We start from the raw sequence: 21,649 nt of genomic DNA on the forward strand, positions 1-21,649 counted from the left end.
CCCTGACCGGTACGAGGAGGATCTCGACGTGAGGTTGCTGACCATCGGTGCGTTCGCCCGCGCGGCGCGGCTGACGCCGAAGGCGTTGCGCCTGTATGACGAGCTCGGACTGCTACAGCCGGCCGCGGTCGACCCCGATTCCGCCTACCGGCTCTACGATCCCGACCAGCTGGAGCAGGCACGGCTGATCGCCCAGCTACGCCGCATCGGCATGCCGCTCGCGGAGATCCGGAACGTGTGCGCCCTGGAGCCGGCCGCGGCGGCCGAGGCGATCAGCGCGTACTGGCAGCGGATCGTGACCGACACGGCGGCCCGCGGACGCCTCACCGCCTTCCTCCTCGAGCACCTCTCCGGAAGGGGAACCACCATGTCCTACGCCAGCCCCACCCTCGGCCTGCACTGGGCCGCCGGCTGCGAGATCGGAACCGTTCGCGACAGCAACGAGGACGCCACGTACGCCAGCGATCTCCTGCTGGCGGTCGCCGACGGCGCGCGCGGACCCGGAGGTGCGGCGGCCAGCGCCGCCGCCATCGACGCGCTCAGGCCGTTGGAGCTGGCCGACGTGCCGGCTGCCGAACTGCTCAGGAAGCTGGCCGACGCGGTCACCGAGGCCGATCGGACCGTGCGCGGGGCGGCGACCGACGACCACCAGCCGATCACCACCCTGACCGCGATACTGCGCCGTGGCTCCCAGCTGGCCCTGGTGCATGTCGGCGACACACGGGCATATCTGCTGCGTGGCGGTGAGCTGTCCCAGCTCACCCAGGACCACACCTGGGTGCAGTCGCAGGTCGACCAGGGCAGGCTCGGCCCGCAGGAGGCCGCCGCGCATCCCCAGCGAGCCCTGCTCGTACGGGCACTGGGCGCCGGCGGGGACCATCTCGAGGCGGACCTGGCGCTGCGCACCGCCCTGGCCGGTGACCGCTACCTCCTGTGCTCCGACGGCCTGTCCGCCGTGGTGGATCACGCGGCACTGCGTACGGCCCTGGGCGGGGCGGCCGATCCCGACGAGACCGTGCAGCGGTTGATCTCGCTCGCCCACGACGGAGGGGCACCGGACAACATCGCCTGCGTCGTCGCCGACGTCGTCACGGTCTAGGGGCGGCACCGCGGGTCAGGCGGCCACCGGCACGGGCACGGGCGCCTTGAGCTTCTGCGCGTAGATGTCGACGTACTCCCGGCCGGAGAGCTCCATCAACTCGTACATGATCTCGTCGGTGACCGCACGCTCGACGAACCGGTCGCCCGCCAGCCCGGCGTAGCGGGAGAAGTCGAGTGGCGCCCCGAACCGGATCTTCACCCGGTCGACCCTGGGGATCAGCTTGCCGGGCGGCTGGATCTCGTCGGCGTTGAGCATCGCCACCGGCACCACCACCGCGCCGCTCTCCAGGGCGAGCCGGGCCACCCCGGTCTTGCCCCGGTAGAGCCGCCCGTCCGGCGACCGGGTGCCCTCCGGGTAGATGCCGGCCACTCCCCCGGCGCGCAGCACCTGCAACTGGGTGTCCAGTGCGGCGCGGGCAGCCCGACCGCCGGAGCGGTCCACCGGAATCGTGCCGGTGCCGACGAAGAACATCTTGGTCAGCCAGCCCTTGATCCCCTTGCCGGTGAAGTACTCGGCCTTGGCCACGAAGGTGACCTTCCGCGGAACGATCAACGGGGTGAAGATCGAGTCGGAGAAGGAGAGGTGGTTGCTGGCCAGGATCACCGGACCCGTCGCCGGCACGTGGTGCAGGCCCTCCACCTGGGGACGGAAGATCAGCTTGAGCAGCGGACCGAGGATGACGTGCTTCAACAGCCAGTAGAGCACCGGCGTCCTTTCCCAAGATGTGCCCGCGACAGCACGCCCGTGCCGGGCAACACCGCCGTCACCGACGAGCCTACGAAGCACAGGCTCTCACCACAACGGACGAACCCGGCGCTGACGCATCGACCGTCCCCAGCGCGGTCCGCCGTCAGGTGTCCCGACCGCGCTGGCTCGTGCCCACCAGCAGCACCGTGCGCCCCTCCGGTCCCGATCGGTGGCAGCTCCGCAGGGCGGCGCTCGGCGGGTCGAGTCGCCGTCACCGAGATAGCACCCGGAGCGCAAGAACGGACAAAGAGCACCTGCCGGGACCTGCGGCGGTAGCCGTGACTTTGGAAGACGCGACACAACGCACTCCCGGAACCGGCCCCGGACGTGTCACGATTCAGAGCACGGCGTGCGGACGGACGTCGAGGGGGCTGGGCGGCCGCGCCGGAAGGTGCGTGAAGGAGGATGTCCGGGTGTCAGCGGGTGGGGCCCGCCGGGGACGGCGGGACAACGGGCTCGACGCGAGCGACTACGCCGTCGTGGGCGACGTCGATCCGCGCGTCGGCGAGCACCTGCTCGACGTGCTGGCCGCCGGGGGGATCGCCGCCTACCTGCAACCCTCCGCCGACCTCAACCCGGTCACCCGCACGACCACCGTTCCGGCCCGCCCGGTCGACCGGCTCTACGTCGACCGCTCGCACCTGACCACGGCACGGGACTACCTCACCCAACTCGCCGACGAGACCGCCCCCGAGCAGTCACCGGCTCGCGACGAGCCGGATATCGACGCCGAGTGGGCACGGATCGTGGCCGGCTTCCACAGCACCTCGACGGTCGGCGAGCACCCGTGGCCGGCCGCCGAGGACGTGGACGACCGGGACGAGCCGGCTGCCGGCCCGCTGGCCCGCTCCGGCGCCGACGAGGCCGGCCCGACCGCCACCGACGTTCGCCGGCTACCGTCCGCCACCGACATCTCCGGGATCTCGATCGGGCGCGGCACCCGGCCGGACCAGCCGTCGCTGCTGGACGGGCTGGACACCTTCGGCGCCGACCTGCCCGACGACGACGAGGACGAGGGTTACCACCCGCCCCCACCGCCGCCGCTGCCCCGGTTCTCCAAGTACGCGGTGGTCGGCGCACTCGCGGTGGTCATCGGGTTTGTGCTCTTCCTCTTCCCGGCGTTGCTCCCGGTGGACCGCTCGGCGGTCACCCTGTTCGGCTTCACCGGGATCCTGGCCGGCTTCGTCACGTTGATCTGGCGGCTGCGCCCCGGCGACGACGACGATGACGACCCGGACAACGGCGCGGTCGTCTGAACGCCGCGAACCCACCGCCGACCGCATGCCGGGACGACGACGCCCCCCGCCGGGGGCGTAACAGTGGTGTAACTTACTGTCAGTAGGAATACCGCCGTACGTCACTTCCCTCGCTGACTGACCGGTTTTCCATCTTCGCGGCGGTCAGTCCTCTGCTGATCGGAATGCCCGAGATGCGACAGAGTTCCCTCGTGGTGGTGGCCAACCGCCTTCCCATCGACGACAGCGTGGCGCCCGACGGGGCCTGCGAATGGCGACGCAGCCCCGGAGGGCTGGTCAGCGCGCTACACCCCCTCCTGCGGCACACCCCGGCGACGTGGGTCGGCTGGGCCGGCGGCACCGGCCCGGCCCCCGCCCTGCCGGACGTGGACGGCGTCCGGATGCACAGCGTCGCGCTGACCCAGGAGGATCTGCGCGACCACTACGAGGGGTTCGCCAACGCCACCCTCTGGCCGCTCTACCACGACGCCGTCGAGCAGCCGCAGCACCATCGACGGTGGTGGGAGGCGTACCAGCGGGTCAACCAGCGCTTCGCCGAGGCGACCGCCGAGGTGGCCGAGCCGGGTGGGGTGGTCTGGGTGCAGGACTACCACCTGCAACTGGTCCCCGGCCTGCTCCGGGCCAAACGGCCGGACCTGCGCATCGGGTTCTTCCTGCACGTCCCTTTTCCACCGCCGGAGCTGTTCATGCAGCTGCCCCGTCGGGCCGAACTGCTGCGCGGCATGCTCGGCGCCGACCTGGTCGGCTTCCAGCGCGCCCAGGCGGCACACAACTTCGCCCAACTGGTCACCAGGGTGCTGGAGTTGCCCGCCACCGACCGGCGGATCGGAATCGACGACCGGGTGGTGCGCATCGGCGCGTTCCCGGTCTCCATCGACACCGCCGAGATGGCCGCGCTCGCCGCCCGCCCCAACGTGGCCGCCCGTGCCCGCCGCCTGCGCCAGGACCTCGGCGACCCCCGGCAGGTCATCCTCAGCGTCGACCGGATGGACTACACCAAGGGCATCGAGCAGCGGCTCAAGGCGTACAGCGAGCTGCTTGCCAGCGGCGACGTCACGGTCCGTGACACCGTCCTGGTGCAGGTCGCCATGCCGAGCCGGGAACGCGTCGGCCAGTACCAGATCCTGCGCGAGCGGATCGAACGTGAGGTCGGCCGGATCAACGGCGAGTTCGGCCGGGTCGGTGAGCCGGCCATCCACTACCTCACCCAGCCCTTCGACCGGGCCGAGCTGGCCGCGCTCTACCGGGTCGCCGACGTGATGGCGGTGACGCCGCTGCGCGACGGAATGAACCTCGTCGCCAAGGAGTACGTGGCCGCCCGCGTCGACGACTCCGGCGCGCTGCTGCTCAGCGAGTTCGCCGGCACCGCCGCCGAACTGTCCCAGGCGTACCTGGTCAACCCGCACGACCTGGAGGGGCTCAAGCAGGGGCTGCGCGCGGCGCTGGGGGCCAGCCCGGCCGACGTCACCGAGCGGATGCGGGCCATGCGCGCCCATCTGCACCGGCACGACATCCGAGCCTGGGCCCGCTCCTACCTCAACGCGCTCGACGAGAGGGGCGCCCTGGTCGGCCGCCTGACCGATGGCGACCTCGACGCGCCCGCCCGGGTGCCGCACCCGACACACCACGCCAGCCCGGCCACACACCGCACCGGCGGCTGACGACGCAAGCCCGCCCACTCACTTCGTCGGAGGCTCCTTCTCCAGCCAGTCCAGGATGGCGTCGATCGGCTCCACCCAGCGCGCGTCCAGCATCAGGTCGTGCCCCATGCCGGGAAACAGCAACGGGGCCGACCCGAACCGTCGGGCCACCCCGGTCAGTGCCGACGCGGGCACCACCCGGTCATCCGGGCTGCCCAACACCAGCACCGGCGGCGCACCGACGGCCGGCTCGGCGTCCGGCGCGCCCAGCAGCGACCACTGCGCCCGCCGCCCGGCCCGACCGAGCCGCGCGACGTGCCGCCGGGCCTCCTCGTCGGGCAGCTCACGGCTGAACAGCTGGCTCCGGCTGAGCCGCAACGGGCCGCCGAACACCGCCGGCAGCGTGCCGCCCGGGTTACGGCGCAACGCGGCGCCGAGCACTCCCCAGCCGCCGAAGACCGGCGCCACCAGCACCGCGCCCCGGGCCGGGTAGCGGGCCAGCGCGTGCGCCACCACCAGCGCCCCGGCGCCGTGCCCCACCAGCACCGCCTGGCGCGGCAGGCCCGCCGCCACCTGGACCACATCATGGGCGTACGCGCGCAGCGTCGCCTGCGGCGCCGGCTCGCTGCCGCCGTGCCCGCGCAGGCTCACCGCGTACGCCGGGAACCCCCGCGACGCCGCGTGCCCCAACCAGTGCTCGGCGAACGCCCACGCGCCGTGCCCGAAGCCGGGTACGAAGAGCAGCGGTGGGCGTCCCTCCTCCAGCTCGGGAGCGGCACTGAGCACCTCACGCCGGGCCGCCCGAACCGGACGGGACCACTCCCGCCCCCGCATGATCCGCAACTGACTCACCGGACCGGCCTCTCGTTCGCGACTGCGGGGCTCGCAAGCTCACTCCTCGCGCTCACCGGACCGACCTTTCGTTCGCGACTGCGGGGCTCGCAAGCTCACTCCTCGCGCTCACCGGACCGGCCTTTCGTTCGCGACTGCGGGGCTCGCAAGCTCACTCCTCGCGCTCACCGGACCGGCCTTTCGTTCGCGACTGCGGGGCTCGCAAGCTCACTCCTCGCGCTCACTTGGCCTCCAGCTCTAGCAGGGCGCGCTCGACGGCGCGCAGGTAGTCGGCGTGACCGACCTCGAACCAGTGCCGGCTGCTCTCCTTGACCTGCGCCGAGTACCGCTCCCCGGCGCGGTCCCGCACCCGCTGCGCGAACGCCGCGGCACGCTCCGGCCGGTCCCGGCGAGCCTGCAACAGCCGGGCGAAGAGCACCGTCTGCCAGTGCGACAGGGTGAACATCCCCGAGTCCGGCTGGACCAGCCCCGCCACCGCCAGCGTCGGGTGCCCGGGAGTGAACGCGTTGAGCCACAGCGTGGGCCGGCCGACGCCGGCGCTGTCGCCGAACACCGACGCGTCGAGGAACTCGAAGCGTGGCAGGTAACCGGTGGCGAAGATGATCAGCTCGGGGTCGATCTCACGACCGTCGGCCAGCTCCACCGCGTACGGGTGGAACCGGGCGATGTCCGGCACCGGGCCGATCGCGCCGTGACCCACGTAGTAGACGAGCTGGCTGTTGGCGATCGGGTGCGTCTCGTACACCCGGTGGTCGGGTTTGGGCAGGCCGAAGCGGGTCAGGTCGCCGACGGTCAGCCGCAGCGTCCAGTGGTAGAGCCACTGGCGCACCCGCAGCGGCACCCGCAGCGCCAGGAGCGCGTCGTTGACCTGGTCGGCGGGGCGGCCGAGCACGTACTTCGGCGCGTACCAGTAGCCACGCCGGGTGGAGTGCCAGCAGCGTGACGCCTGCTGGGCGGCCTCGACGGCGATGTCGCAGCCGGTGTTGCCGGCGCCGACGACCAGCACCCGCTTGCCGCGCAGCTGCGCCGGGTCCTTGTAGGACGAGGCGTGCATGATCTCGCCGCGGAACTCCTCCAGCCCCTCGTAGCGGGGCAGCTTCGGCGACCAGTTGTGGCCGTTGGCGACAACCACGGCGGCGTACTGGGAGGTGCGTTCCGGACCGTACCCGCCGGTGGAGCGGGTCGTCACGTCCCAGCGGTCCCCCGCGGCCGGCTCGACCCGGACCACCTCGGTGCCGAACCAGATGTGCGAGCGGAGGTCGAAGTGGTCGGCGTACCGCTCGAAGTACGAGAGCAGCTGGCTGTGGTGCGGGTAGTCGGGCCAGGAGTCCGGCATCGGGAAGTCGGGGAACTGGGTGAACGGCTTCGAGGACAGCAGGTGGGTGCTGGCGTACACCGGGCTGCGGTCGTGTCGCCAGTTCCAGGCGCCGCCGATGCCGGTCTCCCGCTCGTAGCAGTCGACGGCGAAGCCGTGCTCGCGCAGGTTCTTGATGGCGGTCAGGCCGCTGGCCCCGGCCCCGATGACGCAGACCGTGTCGCCCCGGTCGGAGACCGGGCGGCCGTCACGGCTCGGCGCCGACGAGGTCGCCTCCGGGTCGGGCCGGCCATGGTCGGTGGAGGTGGACACCGGAACATCTCCTTTTGTGCGGCACGCGTGCCGGTCGCGCGAAATCCTCTCCACAACGGAGCCGGATGTCCAGCCCCGGCGCGGGCCGGATCGACGGTTCGCGCCGGTGGGGGTCAGTCGGTGGTGGGCAGCAGCAGGTCGACCAGGACCGGGAAGTGGTCGCTGGCCCGCCTGGTCTGCGGGGTGTCCACCACGTCGTAGTCGACCACGGTGATCCGCTCGTCGACGAAGAGCGCGTCGATGCGGCGGCGCGGGTCGGCGCAGGAGTAGGTGAGGCGGTCCGCCCGGTCGGCCGCCACCGCGGCATCGGTCAGCCCGCGCGCCACGGTGGCCCAGGCCGGGCCGTCCGGGCCCTCGTTGAGGTCGGCCCCCGCCAGTACCGGGCCACTCGCGGCGTCCAGGCCACGCTTGAACTCGGCGGCCTGCGCGGGACGCTCGGCCGGATCGGTGGACAGGTGGGAACCGGCGAGGGTGAACCGGGCGTCGCCGACCCGGCAGTCGGCGTACGCGGCGCCGCGCAGATGCCGGCCCGGGGTGAGCGGGAAACGCTGGCAGCGGGTGCCGAGGACCTGGACGCGCAGACTGGTCAGCAGCAGGTTTCCCAGCGCGGGCAGACCACCGGCGACCACCACCAGGCCGAACGACTCGGCCAGCGTGGCGGACTTCTGCCGCCAGCGGAACCGACGCGGGCCCTCCTGCACGATCACCACGTCCGGTGACACGGCCCGGACCACGGCCGCCAACGCGGCGGTGTCGTCGCGCTGGCTGTGGATGTTGTACGAGATCACGCGCAGCGGCACGCCGGCACCCTGACCCATTCCGGCCCGCCTCAGAGCCGTCGGGCCAGGTCAGCGGCGCCGATCACGCCGGCGCTGTTGCCCAGCTCGGCCGGGAGCACCTCGGCCACCGGCAGCCGTCCCCGCTGGGCGAGCGCGTCGAGGTACGAGCGGCGGGTCGGGCCGAGCAGCAGGTCCCCGGCGTCGATCACGCCGCCGCCGACCACCAGGGTCTGCGGATCGAGGATCTGCGCCATGTCGGCGAGGCTGGTGCCCAGCCAGCGGCCGATCTGCGCGAACGCCTCGGCGGAGATCGGGTCGCCGCCCTGCGCGGCGGCGGTCACCATCGGGCCGGTGATCGCCTCGGCCTCCCCGCCGGCCAGGTCCAGCAGTGCGGTGGCCCGGTGCGGCTCCTGCCGAGCGCCGGCCCGGGCGAAGCGGACCAGGGCGCTACCGCTGGCGTACTGCTCGATGCAGCCCAGCCGCCCGCAGCCGCACTGGTGCCCGTCCGGCACGGCCAGCATGTGGCCCAGCTCCGCGGCGACGCCGTGTGCTCCCCGCATCAGCTCACCGCCGAGCACGATGCCGCCGCCGACGCCGGTGCCGATGGTGAACATGACCATCGAGTCGTCGGCGGCCCGGGCGGCGCCGTAGCGGAACTCGGCCCAGGCGGCCACGTTGGCGTCGTTCTCCACGATCACCGGTAGGCCGACGGCCGCGCTGACGTACTCGCGCAGCGGCTCGTCCCGCCAGGCGAGGTTGGGGGCGAAGAGCACCGTCGAGCGGGTGGCGTCGATCCAGCCGGCCGCGCCGATTCCGACCGCCTCGACAGTCCGCCCGGCGGCCAACTCGCCGACCAGCTCGATGATGACGTCGCGGGTCTTGCCGACGTCATCGGCGGGGGTGTCCCGTCGGCTCTGCACGAGGACCGCGCCGGTGTCGTCCACGACACCGCCGGCCACCTTCGTGCCACCGACGTCGACTCCGATGGTCAGCGTCACCGCTGCCGCTCCCCTCTGCTGTGCTGTCCGGCCCGCGCGCCGGCGGCACGCCGGTCCGGGTCGCGGATGCTCCCGCGCTCAGGCGCCGTCGTCCGGCGCGTGCGCGCCGGTGTCGTCGGGGGCCCGCGAAGCGGGCACCACCGTTGCGCTGGTCGGTGCCGGTGCGGACACCGGCCCGGCCTCGTCGACGGGTGGTGCGGCAGCCGGGGCGGGTGGGTCCGCCGTCCGGGTGGCGACCGACCAGACATCCCGCTCCGGCGCCGGCTGAGAATCATGCCCGGTACGGGTGGCATCGCGCCACACGTGATCGTTGCCGGCTTCGGTGGACCTGTCGGCCGGGGCGGGCTGCCCGGCATCGGTGTCGGCGGTCGGGGCTGGCGCCGGTGGGCTGGTGGCTGGCGGCTCGGCCGGGGCGAACGCGCGCAGCAGGCTGGCGACGCCCGCCGCGAGGTCACCAGCACCGGTGGCCAGACGTTCGGCGAACTCCGGACTCGGGTCGCGCAACGCGGCGATGCCGCGGCAGACCGGGCAGATGCAGCATTCGGTCGAACCGGTGGCGAACCCACCCCCGGGGGTGGACTGGGCGCCGCGGGTCGCACTGTGACCGAGGACACCGGTCACCATCCCGGCCAGCGGGCCCCACGCGCCGCCCGTCGACCCCGCGGAGGCCAGTCGGGCCCCCGCGAGCAGGGTGGCGACCAGTCGCTCCGCCTCTTCCCGGGCCGAACCCGGATCCGTTCCGCCCACCCTCGGCTCCTCTACCGTGCCGCGCGACGCGTCACTGCGCCGCACCGGGTGCTTCTACCCGGCGCTTGAGCTGCTTCAACGCGGCATCCATGATCATCTTCTCGGCTTTGCGCCGAAACATGCCGAGCATCCCCACGGACAGCTCGACCTCCAGGGTGTACGTCACCGTGGTGCCACCGTCCGGTTCACCCACCAGGTCGTACGACCCACGCTGGCTCTTCTGCATCTTCGAGGGGGCGACCAGGCGCCACTCGATCCGGGACAGATCATCGGCGTACTCGTAGGCCAGCACGTACTCGTCGGCCATCACCCCGGCGTCGATGGTGAAGCGCACCTGGCTGGCGTAGCCGTCCTCGTACTCCTCGATCACCTCGGCGTGGCGCACCGCCTCGGTCCACTCCGGGTAGCGCGCGAAGTCGCAGATGACCGCCGTCACCCGGTCCGGTGCGGCGCCGATGGTGATCGACTGGGTGGAGGAGTCCGCCATGGGGGGAGGCTACCCGGCGGGCAACACCCGCACGCCGCGCCGCCCCCCGCCGTGCCGGGCATCCTGCCTACTACACCCGAACCGGCGGCCGGGTAGGTTTCGACAGAGCCGACACCCACGGTGGCGGCCGGTCCGGCCAGTGCGAGCACGAGGGAGTGCAGGTGCGCGAGTTCTCCGTTCCGCCGATCGTCACCGTCGGCGAGGCGGCCAACCTCACCGACCCGGTGTGGAACAACGCCGAGGTCGCGCCGGACGCCGTCCAGTTCGCCCGCTCCATCCCGACCGCCGACGGCACCGGCACCACCTGGGCCGAGGTGACCTGCCTGCAGTTCCGCGACGAGGTGACGGCGGTGGCCCGCGGCCTCATCGCCGCCGGCATCCAGCGGGGTGAACGGGTCGCGCTGATGAGCCGGACCCGCTACGAGTGGACGCTGCTGGACTACGCGATCTGGGCGGCCGGGGCGGTCACCGTGCCGATTTACGAGACCTCCAGCGCCGAGCAGGCCGCCTGGATCCTCGCCGACTCCGGCGCGGTCGCCGTGGTGGTGGAGACCGCCGCGCACGCCGCCACGGTGGCCGGCGTCCGGGACCGGCTGCCCGACCTCAACCAGGTCTGGCAGATCGACCACGGCGCGGTCGACGAGCTGGTCACCACCGGCGCGGCCGTCGAACTGAGCGAGGTGCAGCGGCGACGCAAGGCGGTCCGCTCCGGCGACCTGGCCACCATCATCTACACCAGCGGCACCACCGGCCGGCCCAAGGGCTGCATGCTGACCCACCACAACATGTACGCCGACATCGCGAACGCGGTGCCGGTGCTGCCGAACCTGTTCAACGCCGGCGCGGCCACCCTGCTCTTCCTGCCGCTCGCGCACGCCTTCGCCCGGCTGATCCAGATCGGCGTCGTGCAGGCCCGGGCCACCATGGCGCACTGCGCCGACACCAAGAACCTTGTGGCCGAGTTGCAGGACTTCAAACCGACCTTCGTGCTCTCCGTACCCCGGGTGTTCGAGAAGGTCTACAACGCGGCGAAGCAGAAGGCCGAGGCCGACGGCAAGGGCGAGATCTTCGCCCGCGCCGAGCAGGTCGCCATCGCGTACAGCGAGGCGCTGGAGACCCCGCGCGGGCCGGGCCTCGCGCTGCGCGCCCAGCACGCGGTTTTCGACCGGCTCGTCTACCGCAAGCTGCGCGCCGCGCTCGGCGGCCGGTGCCGCGACGCCATCTCCGGCGGCGCGCCGCTCGGCGCTCGGCTCGGTCACTTCTTCCGCGGGATCGGCGTGACGATCCTGGAGGGGTACGGGCTGACCGAGACCTCGCCCGCCGCCGCCGCGAACCTGCCCACCGGCACCCGGATCGGCACCGTCGGCCGCCCGCTGCCCGGCGTGACCGTGCGCATCGAGGACGACGGCGAGATCCTGCTCTCCGGCGACCTGATCTTTCAGGGCTACTGGCACAACGAGTCCGCGACCGCCGAAGCCCTCAGCTCCGACTGCTGGTTCCGCACCGGCGACCTCGGCCATCTCGACAACGACGGCTACCTCAGCATCACCGGCCGGAAGAAGGAGCTGATCGTCACCGCCGGCGGCAAGAACGTCGCCCCGGCGGTGCTGGAGGACCTGGTCCGCGCGCACCCGTTGATCAGCCAGTGCGTCGTCGTCGGCGACCGACAGCCCTTCATCGCGGCGTTGGTCACCGTCGACGAGGAGGCGCTGCCGAAGTGGCTGGAGAGCGCCGACCTGCCCGCCGACACCCGGGTCGAGGAGCTGCGCGAGCACGAGGGTCTGCGCAGGGAGATCCAGGCCGCCATCGACACCGCGAACCAGGCCGTCTCCAAGGCCGAGGCGATCAAGGTGTTCCGGGTCCTACCCCGCGACTTCACCGAGGCCACCGGCGAGCTGACCCCGTCACTCAAGGTCAAACGTCAGATCGTCCACAAGACGTACGCGGCGGAGATCGCCGATATCTACCGGGGCTGACTACCATCCGTCACGTGCCCGCATCCACATCCGTCGCACCGCACCCGCATCCCCTCGCCGCGGCCGCCCGCCTGGTGATGCTCGCGCTGGTCGCCGTCCTGACCCTGTTCGCCACCCACGACGTCAGCCAGCTGTGGTGGATCGCCCTACTGGCGGTCGCCGGTCTGCCCGCCCTGCTGGCCCCCCAGCACCGGCTGATCGGGCCGCTCAGCCGGGTGGCCGAGGTCGTCGTGCTGGGGCTGGCCGCGAGCCAGGTGGCCGCGGTCGCCTCGATCGGCGGCACGGTCGGCGGGCTCGGCGCCTCGGCCGTGCTGCCCTACCTGGCGGTCCCGGTGACCGTCACCGCCCTGCGCCGCAGGTTTCCCGAGGGTGCCGCCCTGCTCGCGGTCAGCGCCGCCACCCTGCTGGTCAGTGGCGCGCTGACCGAGGTCGGCGGTGGGCGTCAGCTCGGCCAGCTGGGCTACCTGGCGGTCTGCGCGCAGTGGCTGATCCTGGCCGCGCTGGGCCTCTACGCGGCCAGCACGCTGCACCGGGTGATGGCGGTCCGCAACGAGGGCAAGCCCCAGCCGTACGCGGAGGCGACCCGGCTGCTGACCCAGCTGCGCACGGTGGCCCGCCAGCTGCCCGGCGCGACCCTGGACCCGGGTGGCATCTCCGAGCACCTGCTTGAGGAGGTACGCACGGTGGCCCGGGCCGACCGCGCCGCGGTGCTCTCCGCCAGCGGGGGCGGTCGACTGGTGGTGCTCGCCCAGGTCGGGGTGGAGCGGGTGGACTGGGAGACGACGCTCGACGCGGACTCGGCGATCGCCGACGCCTGGGCCAGCCAGCAGGCGCAGACCGCTGCGCGGTCGCAGTCCCGCTCGCACGCCGGCGGCGACGTCTCGGCGCTGATCGTTCCGCTGGTCGCCGGGGTCCGCACGGTGGGCCTCATGGTGCTGGAGGCGGACGCCGCGCACGCGTACCCGCCGCCGGTGGTGTCCCGGGTGACCGCGCTGACCCGTCCGGCCGCGCTGCGGCTGGAGGCGGCGCTGCTCTTCGACGAGGTCCGCTCGCTGGCCACCAACGAGGAGCGGCAGCGGCTGGCCCGGGAGATCCACGACGGGGTGGCGCAGGAGCTGGTGATGGTCGGCTACGGCATCGACAACGCCCTGGCCACCGTCTTCGACGACGCCGACGAGACTGCCGAGTCGCTGCGGACGCTGCGCGGCGAGGTCACCCGGGTCATCCAGGAGCTGCGGCTGAGCCTGTTCGAGCTGCGCAGCGAGGTGGACCGGCAGGGCGGGCTGGCGGCGGCGATCGCGGAGTACGCGCGGACCGTGGGAGCGTCCGGCGGGCTGCGGGTGCACCTGTCGCTGGACGAGTCCACCGCGCGGCTTCCGGCCGCCACCGAGGCCGAGTTGCTGCGCATCGCGCAGGAGGCGGTGACCAACGCGCGCAAGCACGCCGGAGCCTCGAACCTCTGGGTCACGTGCGAGGTGGACCCCCCGTACGCGCAAATTGAAGTGTCGGATGACGGTCAGGGGATGGCTGACCAGCGCCCCGACGGGCGGTACGGTCTTGCGATCATGGCCGAGAGGGCGGAACGTATCCGGGGCCGGTTGGAGATCAGGCCGCGGCAACCGAGCGGCACGACCGTGGCGGTGGTTCTCGGCACCTCGTCCCGGCGAGATAACGTGCGCGACAGCGCAGCACCAGAAGGGGAGTAACCCGAGGATGACCACAAGTCCGACACCGGCCACCCGCACCAAGGTCCTCCTTGTCGACGATCACGACCTGATTCGCAAGGGTCTGCGGCACGCCTTCGAGCGTGACCGCCAGTTCGAGGTCGTCGGTGAGGCCGCCACCGCGGCGGAGGGGGTACGTCAGGCGGGCGCCCTGCAGCCGGACGTGGTGATCATGGATCTGCGGCTGCCCGACGGCAGCGGCCTGGAAGCCACGCGCGCCCTGCGCAAGTCCAGCGCGTCGATGGGCATCGTGGTGTTGACCATGTACGCGGGCGACGACCAGCTCTTCGGCGCTCTGGAGGCCGGCGCGAGCGCCTTCGTGCCGAAGACCGCTCCGGCCGACGAGGTGGTGGCCGCCGCCCGGCACGCCGCCTCCTCCCCCAGCGCGTTCACGGCGGCCGACCTGGCCGAGGCGATGAAGCGTCGGCTCGCCCCGTCCGGGCCGCAGCTCTCCCCCCGCGAGGGTCAGGTGCTGCGGTTGCTGGCCGACGGGATGAGCGTGGCCGGCATCGCCAAGCAGCTCTTCGTCAGCGAGTCCACGGCCAAGACGCACATCTCCAAGCTCTACGAGAAGCTCGGTGCGGCCAACCGCGCGCAGGCGCTGATGACCGCGCTGCGGCTCGGCCTGCTCGAGGCACCGGACGCCCCGAAGTTCTGACCTGCGCCCGCTCGTCGAGCGGGATCCCGCGACCGAAGGTCCGTGCCAGCCTCCCGCTGGCACGGACCTTCGCGTATCGACCGAGATCGGCGGCGACGAGGGCGGCACGCTATGGTCTGGCGGGCACGGCGGGGGCACAATACCCGCGCGGGCGACGATGCCCGCGTCGCGGACTAGGGGTGAGCGCATGCAGCGGCCGGACTGGGCACCCGAGACGATCGACATCGAGCGCCCGAGCGTCGCGCGGATGTACGACTACTATCTCGGCGGCTCGCACAACTTCGCCGCCGACCGGGCGGCGGCCCAGGCCATGGTGGCCGCGGTGCCGGAGGCGCCGCTGATGGCACAGGCCAACCGGGCGTTCCTGCGGCGGGCCGTGCACCACCTGGCCGAGGCCGGGATCCGGCAGTTCCTGGACATCGGCTCGGGGATCCCCACCGTCGGCAACGTGCACGAGATCGCCCAGCGCATCGACCCGGACTCGCGGGTGGTCTATGTGGACGTCGACCCGGTGGCGGTGGCGCACAGCCGCGAGATCCTCGCCGGCAACGACCGCGCGGTGGTGGTGCAGGAGGACCTGCGGCACCCGGAGAAGATCCTGGCCCATCCCGGCGTGCGTCGGCTGCTGGATCTGGACCAGCCGGTGGCCGTGATGATCGTGGCCGTACTGCACTTCGTTCCCGACGAGGACCGGCCGGCGGAGCTGTTGCGGACCCTGCGCGAGGCACTGGCCCCGGGCAGCTACCTGGTGCTGTCGCAGGCCAGCGACGACGGGCGCAGCTCCGACGAGCGGGCCGAGGCGGAGCGGGTCTACCGACGTACCGACAACCCGCTGTGGGTCCGCAGCCGGGCCGAGCTGACTGTGCTCTTCGACGGGTTCGAGCTGGTCGACCCGGGTGTGGTCTGGGTGCCGCAGTGGCGACCGGACACCCCGGAGAGCGCGGAGGACGCCGAACGCACCGTCTTCATCGGCGGCGTCGGGCGTCTCGGTGGCTGAGTCGCCCGATGCGATCTCCTGCCCGGGCACCTTCGCCCGGGCCTGGGCGAAGGCGGTCTCCGGCACCAGCTATCTGCCGATGACCCAGGCCCAGCTCGAGACCCTGCTGCACCGGCTCACCGGGCAACTGGCTGGTGCGCTGCTCACCGAGCCGTTCGACCTGCGCGTCGGGCACCGGGTCGGTGCCGAGATGGTCGCGGCGCACATCGCGTCCGCGGAGGGGTTGGGCCGTACGGTGGAGGTCATCCAGCTCCGTCTGGTTCGTGACCTGGGGCTGGTGGCCGAGGACGTCGAGGACCGGATGGCGCGGCTGCTGGCCGCGGTGGCGACCGGCTACGCCCGCGCGCTGCGTGACCGGACGCTCGACGAGCAGGAGTCGATCCGCCGTGCCGCCATGATGGCCCGGACGCAGGCAGAGCGGGCGCTGCGCGCCAGCGAGGCCCGGTTCCGCCATCAGGCCACCCACGACCCGCTGACCGGCCTGCCCAACCGGACGCTGTTCACCGAGCGGCTCACCGCCGCGCTGAACGAGCCGGGCCGGGGTGCGCAGCGGGTCGGGGTGTGTTTCCTCGACCTGGACCGGTTCAAGGTCGTCAACGACACCCTGGGGCACCAGGTCGGGGACCGGCTGCTGACCACGGTGGCTGAGCGGCTGTGCGAGGCCCTCGGTGAGCACCTGGTGGCCCGGCTCGGCGGGGACGAGTTCGTCATCCTGGTGGAACGCACCGGTGGAACCGACGACATGGTGCGGGTGGCCGAGACCGCGCTGGCCGCGGTCCGGGCACCGGCGCTTGTCGACGGACACGAGCTTCAGGTCTCGGCGAGCCTGGGCATCGTGGAGCGGCAGGTGGCCGGCGCCGACCCCGGTGACCTGATGCGGGCAGCCGACAGCACCCTGCACTGGGCGAAGTCGGCCGGCGGGGCGCGGTGGGCGCTCTACGACGCCGAACGCAACCGGCGGGAGCTGGCCCGGTACGCGCTCTCCGCGGCCATCCCGGCGGCGTTGGAGCGGGGCGAGTTCTACCTCGACTACCAGCCGTTGACCTCGCTGCGCGACGGCCGGCTGATCGGTGTGGAAGCGCTGGTCCGCTGGCGTCACCCGGAGCTGGGGGTGCTCCGACCGGACAGCTTCATCGGGTTGGCCGAGGAGACCGGCCTGATCGTGCAGCTGGGCGGCTGGGTGCTGGCCGAGGCGTGCCGGGAGGCGAAGGCCTGGTCGGCCGGCGGCGCGGCGGCGCCGTTCGTGAGCGTCAACCTGGCGGTCCGCCAGGTGCACCGACCCGGGCTGGTGCAGGAGGTCCGTGCCCTGCTGCGGCAGACCGGTCTACCGCCGGAGCGGCTCCAGCTGGAGATCACCGAGAGCACGATGATGAGCACCGCCGAGGAACCCGTTCGTGCCCTGCGGGTGCTGGCGGACCTCGGCGTACGCATCGCCATCGACGACTTCGGCACCGGTTACAGCAACCTGGCGTACCTGCGGGACCTGCCGGTGACCGAGCTGAAGGTGGCCGGGGAGTTCGTGGCCGGGCTGCGGTCGCCGGCGGTCGGGCGCACTGACGAGCGGATCCTCGCCTCGCTGGTCTCGCTGGCGCACGCGCTGGATCTGACGGTGACCGCCGAGGGTGTGGAGACCGCCGGGCAGGCCGAGCGGCTGCGGGCGATCGGCTGCGACGCCGCTCAGGGCTGGCACTTCGGCCGTCCCGCGCCCGCCGACCGGATCCTGGCCCGCATGCGCTGAGGCTGCCCGGCCCCGCCGCTCGCCGTCGGGGCGGTCGGGTCGGAGAGCGCAGTAGACAATGTCTACGCTGAACTGGTAGACACTGTCTATGAGCGAGGACGCGGGCGTCCGGGCCCGACTGGTCGCCGCCGGGGTGGACCTGGTGTTGCGTGAGGGTCAGTCGGCGGTGTCGCTGCGGGAGATCGCCCGTCGGGCCGGCGTCTCGCACGGCGCACCACGCCGCTACTTCCCCACCCACGTCGACCTTCTCTCCGCCATCGCCCGGGAGGGCTTCGCCGACCTCACCGCCCGGGTCGGGATGACGATGCGCGACGCCGGCCCGGACCCACGCGCCCGGCTCACCGCGCTGGGCCGGACGTACCTGGACTACGCGGCCGCCCACCGGGGCATGTTCGAGCTGATGTTCCGGCACGACCTGCTGGCCAGCGGCCGACTGGGGTTACGCGAGACGAGCCTGCCGCTGTTCGCCGTGCTGGTGGACCTGATGGCCCAGGTACGCCGGCCGACCGACGCGGCGGCGCCGGTGCTGGCCGGTGCGCTCTGGGCCAACCTGCACGGCATCGCCCAGCTCTGGGCGTGGGGCAGCCTGCCGCTGGCCACCGGCGCCGCCGACGACGCGGCTCTGCTGCGCGCCGCGCTGGAGGTCCACCTCGGCCTCACCGCCAACTGAGCCATCCCACCCCCACACCCCGGAGTGCCAGTGCCCCTGCTGTACGACCTCACCAAGCTGACCGTCGGCGCGACGCTGCGGCTGGGCTGGCGGCCACGCGTGGAAGGCCTGGAGCACCTGCCCCGGCACAGCGGCGCGATCCTCGCCGGCAACCATCTCTCCGTCGCCGACGAGCTGTTCCTCGTCTGCGCGGCACCCCGGCACGTCACGTTCTGGGCGAAGGTCGAGTACTTCACCGGCCGCGGCCCGGGCGGCTGGCTCAACCGGCGGATCGTCGCCGGCATGGGTGCCATCCCGGTCGAGCGTGGCGGCGGCCGGGCCGCCCTCAGCGCCCTCGACGCCGCCGTGCCCGTGCTGCGCGCGGGCGGCCTGGTCGCCGTCTATCCGGAGGGAACCCGCTCCCCCGACGGGCGGCTCTACCGGGGACGCGTGGGAATGACCCGGCTGGCCCGCGACGCCGGGGTGCCGATCATCCCGGTCGGTGTGCTCGGTACTGCCGAGGTGCTACCGGTCGACGCGCGGCTACCCCGCCGGCACCCGATCACCCTGCGATTCGGCCCGCCCATCCCGGTCGCCGACCGGATCACGGGACCCCGCGACATCCGTACGGTCACCGACGAGGTGATGGCGGCGATCCAGCGGCTCACCGGCCAGGAGTACGTGCCGCACTACGCCCCGCGACGCGAGCACCCCGACGACTGAGCGCCGGTGCTCAGCCGGCGAGCAGGGCCGCCATCCGCTGCGCCTGGGCCTCCCAGCGCCACTCCCGCTCCACCCACGCCCGACCGGCCGCGCCCAGTTGGCGGGCCAGGTCCCGGTCGGCGAGAAGCCGGGCCACCCGGTCGGCGAGCTGGGCGATGTCGCGGCCGCGTACCACGTAGCCGGTCTCGCCCTCGCGGACCGCGTCGGGTGCGCCCCCGGAGTCACCGGCCACCACCGGCAGGCCGGTCGCGGACGCCTCCAGATAGACGATCCCCAACCCCTCCACGTCCAGCCCCCGGTTGCGGGTGCGGCAGGGCATCGCGTAGACGTCGCCGGCCGCGTAGTGCGCCGGCAGGTCGGCCGACGGCACCGAGCCGGTGAAGACGACGTCCCGTTCCATCCCGGTCTGCCGGGCCAGTTTCTCCAGGGTCGCCCGGTACGGCCCACCGCCGACGATCAGCAGCGCCGCGTCGGGCACCCGGCGGCGGATCTCCGGCAGTGCCCGGACCAGCATGTCCTGGCCCTTGCGCGGCACCAGCCGGGACACGCAGACCACCACCGGCCGGTCGGTCAGGCCCAGCCGGGCCCGGACCGGCTCGCCGTCCACCGTGGGGTGGTAGGTGTCCACGTCCACCCCGGGCGCCAGACGGCGCAACTCGGTCACCCCGTCGAGCACCCGGGCCAGTCGGCTGCGGGTGTACTCGCCCAGGTAGGTGGTGACGTCGACGCCGCGACCGATCCGACGCAGCGCCGGCCGGGCCGCGGGAAGCGCGGCCCAGCCGACCTCGTGGCCGTGGGTCATCGCCACCACCCGGCGGACGTCGGTCCGCCGACGCAGGCCGGCGGCGAGCAGGCCGAGCGGGGCCGCCGCGCCGAACCACACGGTGTCGCAGTCGTACGCCCGTGCCAGCCGGGCCGCCCGGCGGGCGATCAGCGGGGTGGGCAGCAGCACCCTCGTGCGTTCCCGGACCACCTCGAACGGCTGGTCGGCGTCGAACTTCGCCGCGCCTCGCCAGCTCGACGCGTACACCACCACCGAGCCGGCCGGCTGACGGACGGCGAGGTTGTGCACGAAGGACTGGATGCCGCCGGGGCGCGGCGGAAAGTCGTTGGTGATCAGCAGCGTCCGGCTCACCGGCCAGCCTCCCGGGCGTACGCGCGGGCGGCGGCCATCCGCTCCACGGTGGACGGGTGCGAGGCCGAGTAGAGGTATTCCCAGCGGGGCGGATCGGGGTCGTCGAGGTTGACCGAGCCGAGCCGGCGCTGCATCGCCTCGAAGGCGGCCGGATCACCGGTGAGCGCGAGCGCGTGCGCGTCGGCCCGTGCCTCCACCCGCCGGGACATCAGCGCCTGCACCGGAGCGGCCACCAGCCCGGCCACCGTGACCACGGCAACCAGCAGCGGAAACGCGCGGGGTTGGGCAACCGAGTCGACACCGGCCAGCCGCAGCAGCGGCCCCCACGAGCCGAGCAGGTAGAGCGCCACCACCGCGGCGGCGGCGCCGAGCGCTCCGGTCAGCGTGCCGACCGTGACGTCCCGCTCCTTCGCGTGCCCCAGCTCGTGCGCCACGACGGCGGTCACCTCGGCCGGCGTGGCCTCGCGCAGCAACGTGTCGTAGACGACGACCCGCCGGGTCGGCCCGAGACCCGAGACGTACGCGTTGACCGCCTTGGTGCGCCGCGAGGCGTCGGCGACCAGCACGTCGCGCACCGGCACCCCGTCCCGGGCGGCCATGCTGATCAGCTCGGTGCGCAGTGGGCCCTGCTCCAGCGGGGTGAAGCGGTTGAACACCGGCTCCACCAGCACCGGCAGCACGAACGACAGCAGCACCACCAGCAGCGCCGCGCCGGCCGCGCCGAAAGCCCACCACCAGCGCGGGGCGAGGCGGATGACGGCGTAGAAGCCGAACAGCGCGACCGCGCCGATCACGGCACTGACGGCGTACGACTTGAGCAGGTCCACCGCCCAGCCGCCCCAGCCGTTGGTGCTCAGCCCGTAGCGGGTGAGCACGCTCTGCCGCCAGGCGGAGAACGGAAGGGTGAGCAGGTCGGCGACGAGCACCACGGCGAGCCCACCGAGCACCGCCTGCGCGGCCCAGTGCCCACCGAAGGGCCGGCCCACCAGCTCGACCAGGCGGCTGCCCAGCGGGGTGAGCCCGAGTGCGAGGGCGATCAGCAGCCCGACGGCCAGCGCAGCGTACCCACCGGGGCGAAGCGCGGCGCGGAACTCCCGCCCCCGAGCCACCTGCTCGGCGGGCAGGTCGCGCAGCGCGGCGAGCTGGTCGGCACGGGGAGCCGGCGGCCGGTGCCACGGAATGAACAGCGCGGCGATCACCACGAACGCGACGGTCAGGCCGGCCAGGGTCAGCAGCGCCCAGCCGCGCGGAGTCACCGGGGCACCGCCGTAGTCGCCCCGCGGCGAGCCCTCTCGTCGCCGCCGACGGGCCCGCCGTCGTCGCGTCGTACACCGCTCATCTGGCCGCTCCTCCCGCCGTGACCGCCCATCCTATGGCCCGGGAAGAGCCCACTTCGGGCGCGGTGTGGTGGTCAGGCCACCCGGCGTTCGCGGCGCCGATCACGCGCGGCGGGCGCGGGTGGTGAGAGCACCTCCACCTCGAAGCCGGCCCGGGCGAACACCTCGATCGCCCGGACCTCGGCGGCGTCCAGCCCGGCCGCCGGGGACGACTCGTCGAACAGGGCGGCCACCAGGCAGTCGGAGCAGCCCTTCCCCTGGGTCGGGCACCCGTCGCAGTCGATGAGCATCGTGCCTCCTGATCGGCTCGCGATGCGCGGCCGGCGCGCTGTCGTCGCCGCCCGAGCACCGTCGGTCACATCGACGCTAACCATCGGGTACGACAGAACCGTCCCGACCGGCCGTTTGAGGACGAGATCGACTCCAGATCAGCGATATCGGGGTATCCCGGCCGGACAGCCCGACAGCACCGATTCC

General features: G+C 73.1%; 20 protein-coding genes. 10 read left to right on the forward strand and 10 right to left on the reverse strand.

Going from position 1 to position 21,649, the window contains the following annotated elements; genetic code table 11:
- Positions 1-28 precede the first annotated feature (28 nt).
- Positions 29-1,099, forward strand: a complete 1,071-nt coding sequence (locus tag ACLJN9_RS10780) for a MerR family transcriptional regulator (protein WP_410811017.1) — start codon at positions 29-31, stop codon at positions 1,097-1,099.
- A 15-nt stretch (positions 1,100-1,114) separates the two neighbouring features.
- Here the strand turns inward: ACLJN9_RS10780 and ACLJN9_RS10785 are convergent, their stop codons facing one another.
- On the reverse strand, positions 1,115-1,807 hold the full coding sequence (locus ACLJN9_RS10785) for a lysophospholipid acyltransferase family protein (protein WP_410811018.1): 693 nt from the start codon (positions 1,805-1,807) through the stop codon (positions 1,115-1,117).
- Positions 1,808-2,262: 455 nt separating this feature from the next.
- On the opposite strand from ACLJN9_RS10785, the gene ACLJN9_RS10790 reads away from it, so the two are divergent.
- Together ACLJN9_RS10790 and ACLJN9_RS10795 are read left to right on the forward strand one after the other, a co-directional pair.
- Positions 2,263-3,105, forward strand: a complete 843-nt coding sequence (locus tag ACLJN9_RS10790; protein ID WP_410811019.1) for a DUF308 domain-containing protein — start codon at positions 2,263-2,265, stop codon at positions 3,103-3,105.
- A gap of 173 nt (positions 3,106-3,278) precedes the next feature.
- Positions 3,279-4,766: a trehalose-6-phosphate synthase gene (locus ACLJN9_RS10795; protein WP_410811020.1), complete on the forward strand. Its 1,488-nt coding sequence runs from the start codon at positions 3,279-3,281 to the stop codon at positions 4,764-4,766.
- A gap of 18 nt (positions 4,767-4,784) precedes the next feature.
- Here ACLJN9_RS10795 and ACLJN9_RS10800 read toward each other — a convergent pair whose 3' ends face one another.
- The 6 genes from ACLJN9_RS10800 to ACLJN9_RS10825 all read right to left on the reverse strand — a co-directional run bounded on the left by ACLJN9_RS10800 (position 4,785) and on the right by ACLJN9_RS10825 (position 10,235).
- Entirely contained in the window at positions 4,785-5,579 is a 795-nt protein-coding gene (locus ACLJN9_RS10800) for an alpha/beta hydrolase (RefSeq protein WP_410811441.1), read from the reverse strand.
- 238 nt (positions 5,580-5,817) lie between these two features.
- Positions 5,818-7,224 (reverse strand): flavin-containing monooxygenase, encoded by a 1,407-nt coding sequence (locus ACLJN9_RS10805; RefSeq protein ID WP_410811021.1) that lies wholly within the window; start codon positions 7,222-7,224, stop codon positions 5,818-5,820.
- Between the two features lie 113 nt (positions 7,225-7,337).
- A complete protein-coding gene (locus tag ACLJN9_RS10810) occupies positions 7,338-8,042 on the reverse strand; it encodes an endonuclease/exonuclease/phosphatase family protein (RefSeq protein WP_410811023.1) in 705 nt (234 codons plus the stop codon).
- Positions 8,043-8,053: 11 nt separating this feature from the next.
- On the reverse strand, positions 8,054-9,001 hold the full coding sequence (locus tag ACLJN9_RS10815; protein WP_410811024.1) for an ROK family glucokinase: 948 nt from the start codon (positions 8,999-9,001) through the stop codon (positions 8,054-8,056).
- 78 nt (positions 9,002-9,079) lie between these two features.
- Complete coding sequence (locus tag ACLJN9_RS10820; protein WP_410811026.1) at positions 9,080-9,748, reverse strand: hypothetical protein; 669 nt, start codon at positions 9,746-9,748, stop codon at positions 9,080-9,082.
- Positions 9,749-9,779: 31 nt separating this feature from the next.
- The gene (locus ACLJN9_RS10825) at positions 9,780-10,235 is read right to left on the reverse strand and encodes an SRPBCC family protein (protein WP_410811027.1); all 456 of its coding nucleotides are present in this window, start codon (positions 10,233-10,235) and stop codon (positions 9,780-9,782) included.
- A 161-nt stretch (positions 10,236-10,396) separates the two neighbouring features.
- On the opposite strand from ACLJN9_RS10825, the gene ACLJN9_RS10830 reads away from it, so the two are divergent.
- The 7 genes from ACLJN9_RS10830 to ACLJN9_RS10860 all read left to right on the forward strand — a co-directional run bounded on the left by ACLJN9_RS10830 (position 10,397) and on the right by ACLJN9_RS10860 (position 18,700).
- The gene (locus tag ACLJN9_RS10830) at positions 10,397-12,211 is read left to right on the forward strand and encodes an AMP-dependent synthetase/ligase (RefSeq protein WP_410811028.1); all 1,815 of its coding nucleotides are present in this window, start codon (positions 10,397-10,399) and stop codon (positions 12,209-12,211) included.
- Positions 12,212-12,225: 14 nt separating this feature from the next.
- Positions 12,226-13,917 carry a GAF domain-containing sensor histidine kinase gene (locus ACLJN9_RS10835; RefSeq protein ID WP_410811030.1) on the forward strand — a complete coding sequence of 564 codons (1,692 nt, stop codon included), beginning with the start codon at positions 12,226-12,228 and terminating at the stop codon, positions 13,915-13,917.
- 7 nt (positions 13,918-13,924) lie between these two features.
- Positions 13,925-14,593: a response regulator transcription factor gene (locus ACLJN9_RS10840; protein ID WP_007072219.1), complete on the forward strand. Its 669-nt coding sequence runs from the start codon at positions 13,925-13,927 to the stop codon at positions 14,591-14,593.
- A 187-nt stretch (positions 14,594-14,780) separates the two neighbouring features.
- A complete protein-coding gene (locus ACLJN9_RS10845) occupies positions 14,781-15,590 on the forward strand; it encodes an SAM-dependent methyltransferase (protein WP_410811035.1) in 810 nt (269 codons plus the stop codon).
- Between the two features lie 79 nt (positions 15,591-15,669).
- Positions 15,670-17,328: a putative bifunctional diguanylate cyclase/phosphodiesterase gene (locus ACLJN9_RS10850; protein ID WP_410811442.1), complete on the forward strand. Its 1,659-nt coding sequence runs from the start codon at positions 15,670-15,672 to the stop codon at positions 17,326-17,328.
- An 88-nt stretch (positions 17,329-17,416) separates the two neighbouring features.
- A complete protein-coding gene (locus ACLJN9_RS10855; protein WP_410811037.1) occupies positions 17,417-17,998 on the forward strand; it encodes a TetR/AcrR family transcriptional regulator in 582 nt (193 codons plus the stop codon).
- A 30-nt stretch (positions 17,999-18,028) separates the two neighbouring features.
- Entirely contained in the window at positions 18,029-18,700 is a 672-nt protein-coding gene (locus tag ACLJN9_RS10860; protein WP_410811038.1) for a lysophospholipid acyltransferase family protein, read from the forward strand.
- A gap of 10 nt (positions 18,701-18,710) precedes the next feature.
- Here the strand turns inward: ACLJN9_RS10860 and ACLJN9_RS10865 are convergent, their stop codons facing one another.
- The 3 genes from ACLJN9_RS10865 to ACLJN9_RS10875 all read right to left on the reverse strand — a co-directional run bounded on the left by ACLJN9_RS10865 (position 18,711) and on the right by ACLJN9_RS10875 (position 21,462).
- Positions 18,711-19,835, reverse strand: a complete 1,125-nt coding sequence (locus ACLJN9_RS10865; protein ID WP_410811039.1) for a glycosyltransferase family 4 protein — start codon at positions 19,833-19,835, stop codon at positions 18,711-18,713.
- Positions 19,832-21,091, reverse strand: coding sequence for a M48 family metallopeptidase (locus ACLJN9_RS10870; RefSeq protein ID WP_410811040.1), 1,260 nt, complete (start codon positions 21,089-21,091; stop codon positions 19,832-19,834). Before ACLJN9_RS10870 ends, ACLJN9_RS10865 begins: the two co-directional genes overlap by 4 nt.
- 155 nt (positions 21,092-21,246) lie before the next feature.
- On the reverse strand, positions 21,247-21,462 hold the full coding sequence (locus tag ACLJN9_RS10875) for a hypothetical protein (protein WP_410811041.1): 216 nt from the start codon (positions 21,460-21,462) through the stop codon (positions 21,247-21,249).
- Between the last annotated feature and the right edge of the window lie 187 nt (positions 21,463-21,649).

Origin of the sequence: Micromonospora sp. 067-2 (genome assembly GCF_046549295.1) — a bacterium.
In the GTDB taxonomy this organism is placed as follows: Bacteria; Actinomycetota; Actinomycetes; order Mycobacteriales; family Micromonosporaceae; genus Micromonospora.

What these genes read in the sequence shown, in the direction of transcription:
- ACLJN9_RS10825 (WP_410811027.1), bottom strand. Translation starts at nt 10,235, where the DNA reads ATGGCGGACTCCTCCACCCAGTCGATCACCATCGGCGCCGCACCGGAC.
- ACLJN9_RS10850 (WP_410811442.1), top strand. Translation starts at nt 15,670, where the DNA reads ATGACCCAGGCCCAGCTCGAGACCCTGCTGCACCGGCTCACCGGGCAA.
- ACLJN9_RS10795 (WP_410811020.1), top strand. Translation starts at nt 3,279, where the DNA reads ATGCGACAGAGTTCCCTCGTGGTGGTGGCCAACCGCCTTCCCATCGAC.
- ACLJN9_RS10875 (WP_410811041.1), bottom strand. Translation starts at nt 21,462, where the DNA reads ATGCTCATCGACTGCGACGGGTGCCCGACCCAGGGGAAGGGCTGCTCC.
- ACLJN9_RS10810 (WP_410811023.1), bottom strand. Translation starts at nt 8,042, where the DNA reads ATGGGTCAGGGTGCCGGCGTGCCGCTGCGCGTGATCTCGTACAACATC.
- ACLJN9_RS10840 (WP_007072219.1), top strand. Translation starts at nt 13,925, where the DNA reads ATGACCACAAGTCCGACACCGGCCACCCGCACCAAGGTCCTCCTTGTC.
- ACLJN9_RS10845 (WP_410811035.1), top strand. Translation starts at nt 14,781, where the DNA reads ATGCAGCGGCCGGACTGGGCACCCGAGACGATCGACATCGAGCGCCCG.
- ACLJN9_RS10855 (WP_410811037.1), top strand. Translation starts at nt 17,417, where the DNA reads ATGAGCGAGGACGCGGGCGTCCGGGCCCGACTGGTCGCCGCCGGGGTG.
- ACLJN9_RS10800 (WP_410811441.1), bottom strand. Translation starts at nt 5,579, where the DNA reads ATGCGGGGGCGGGAGTGGTCCCGTCCGGTTCGGGCGGCCCGGCGTGAG.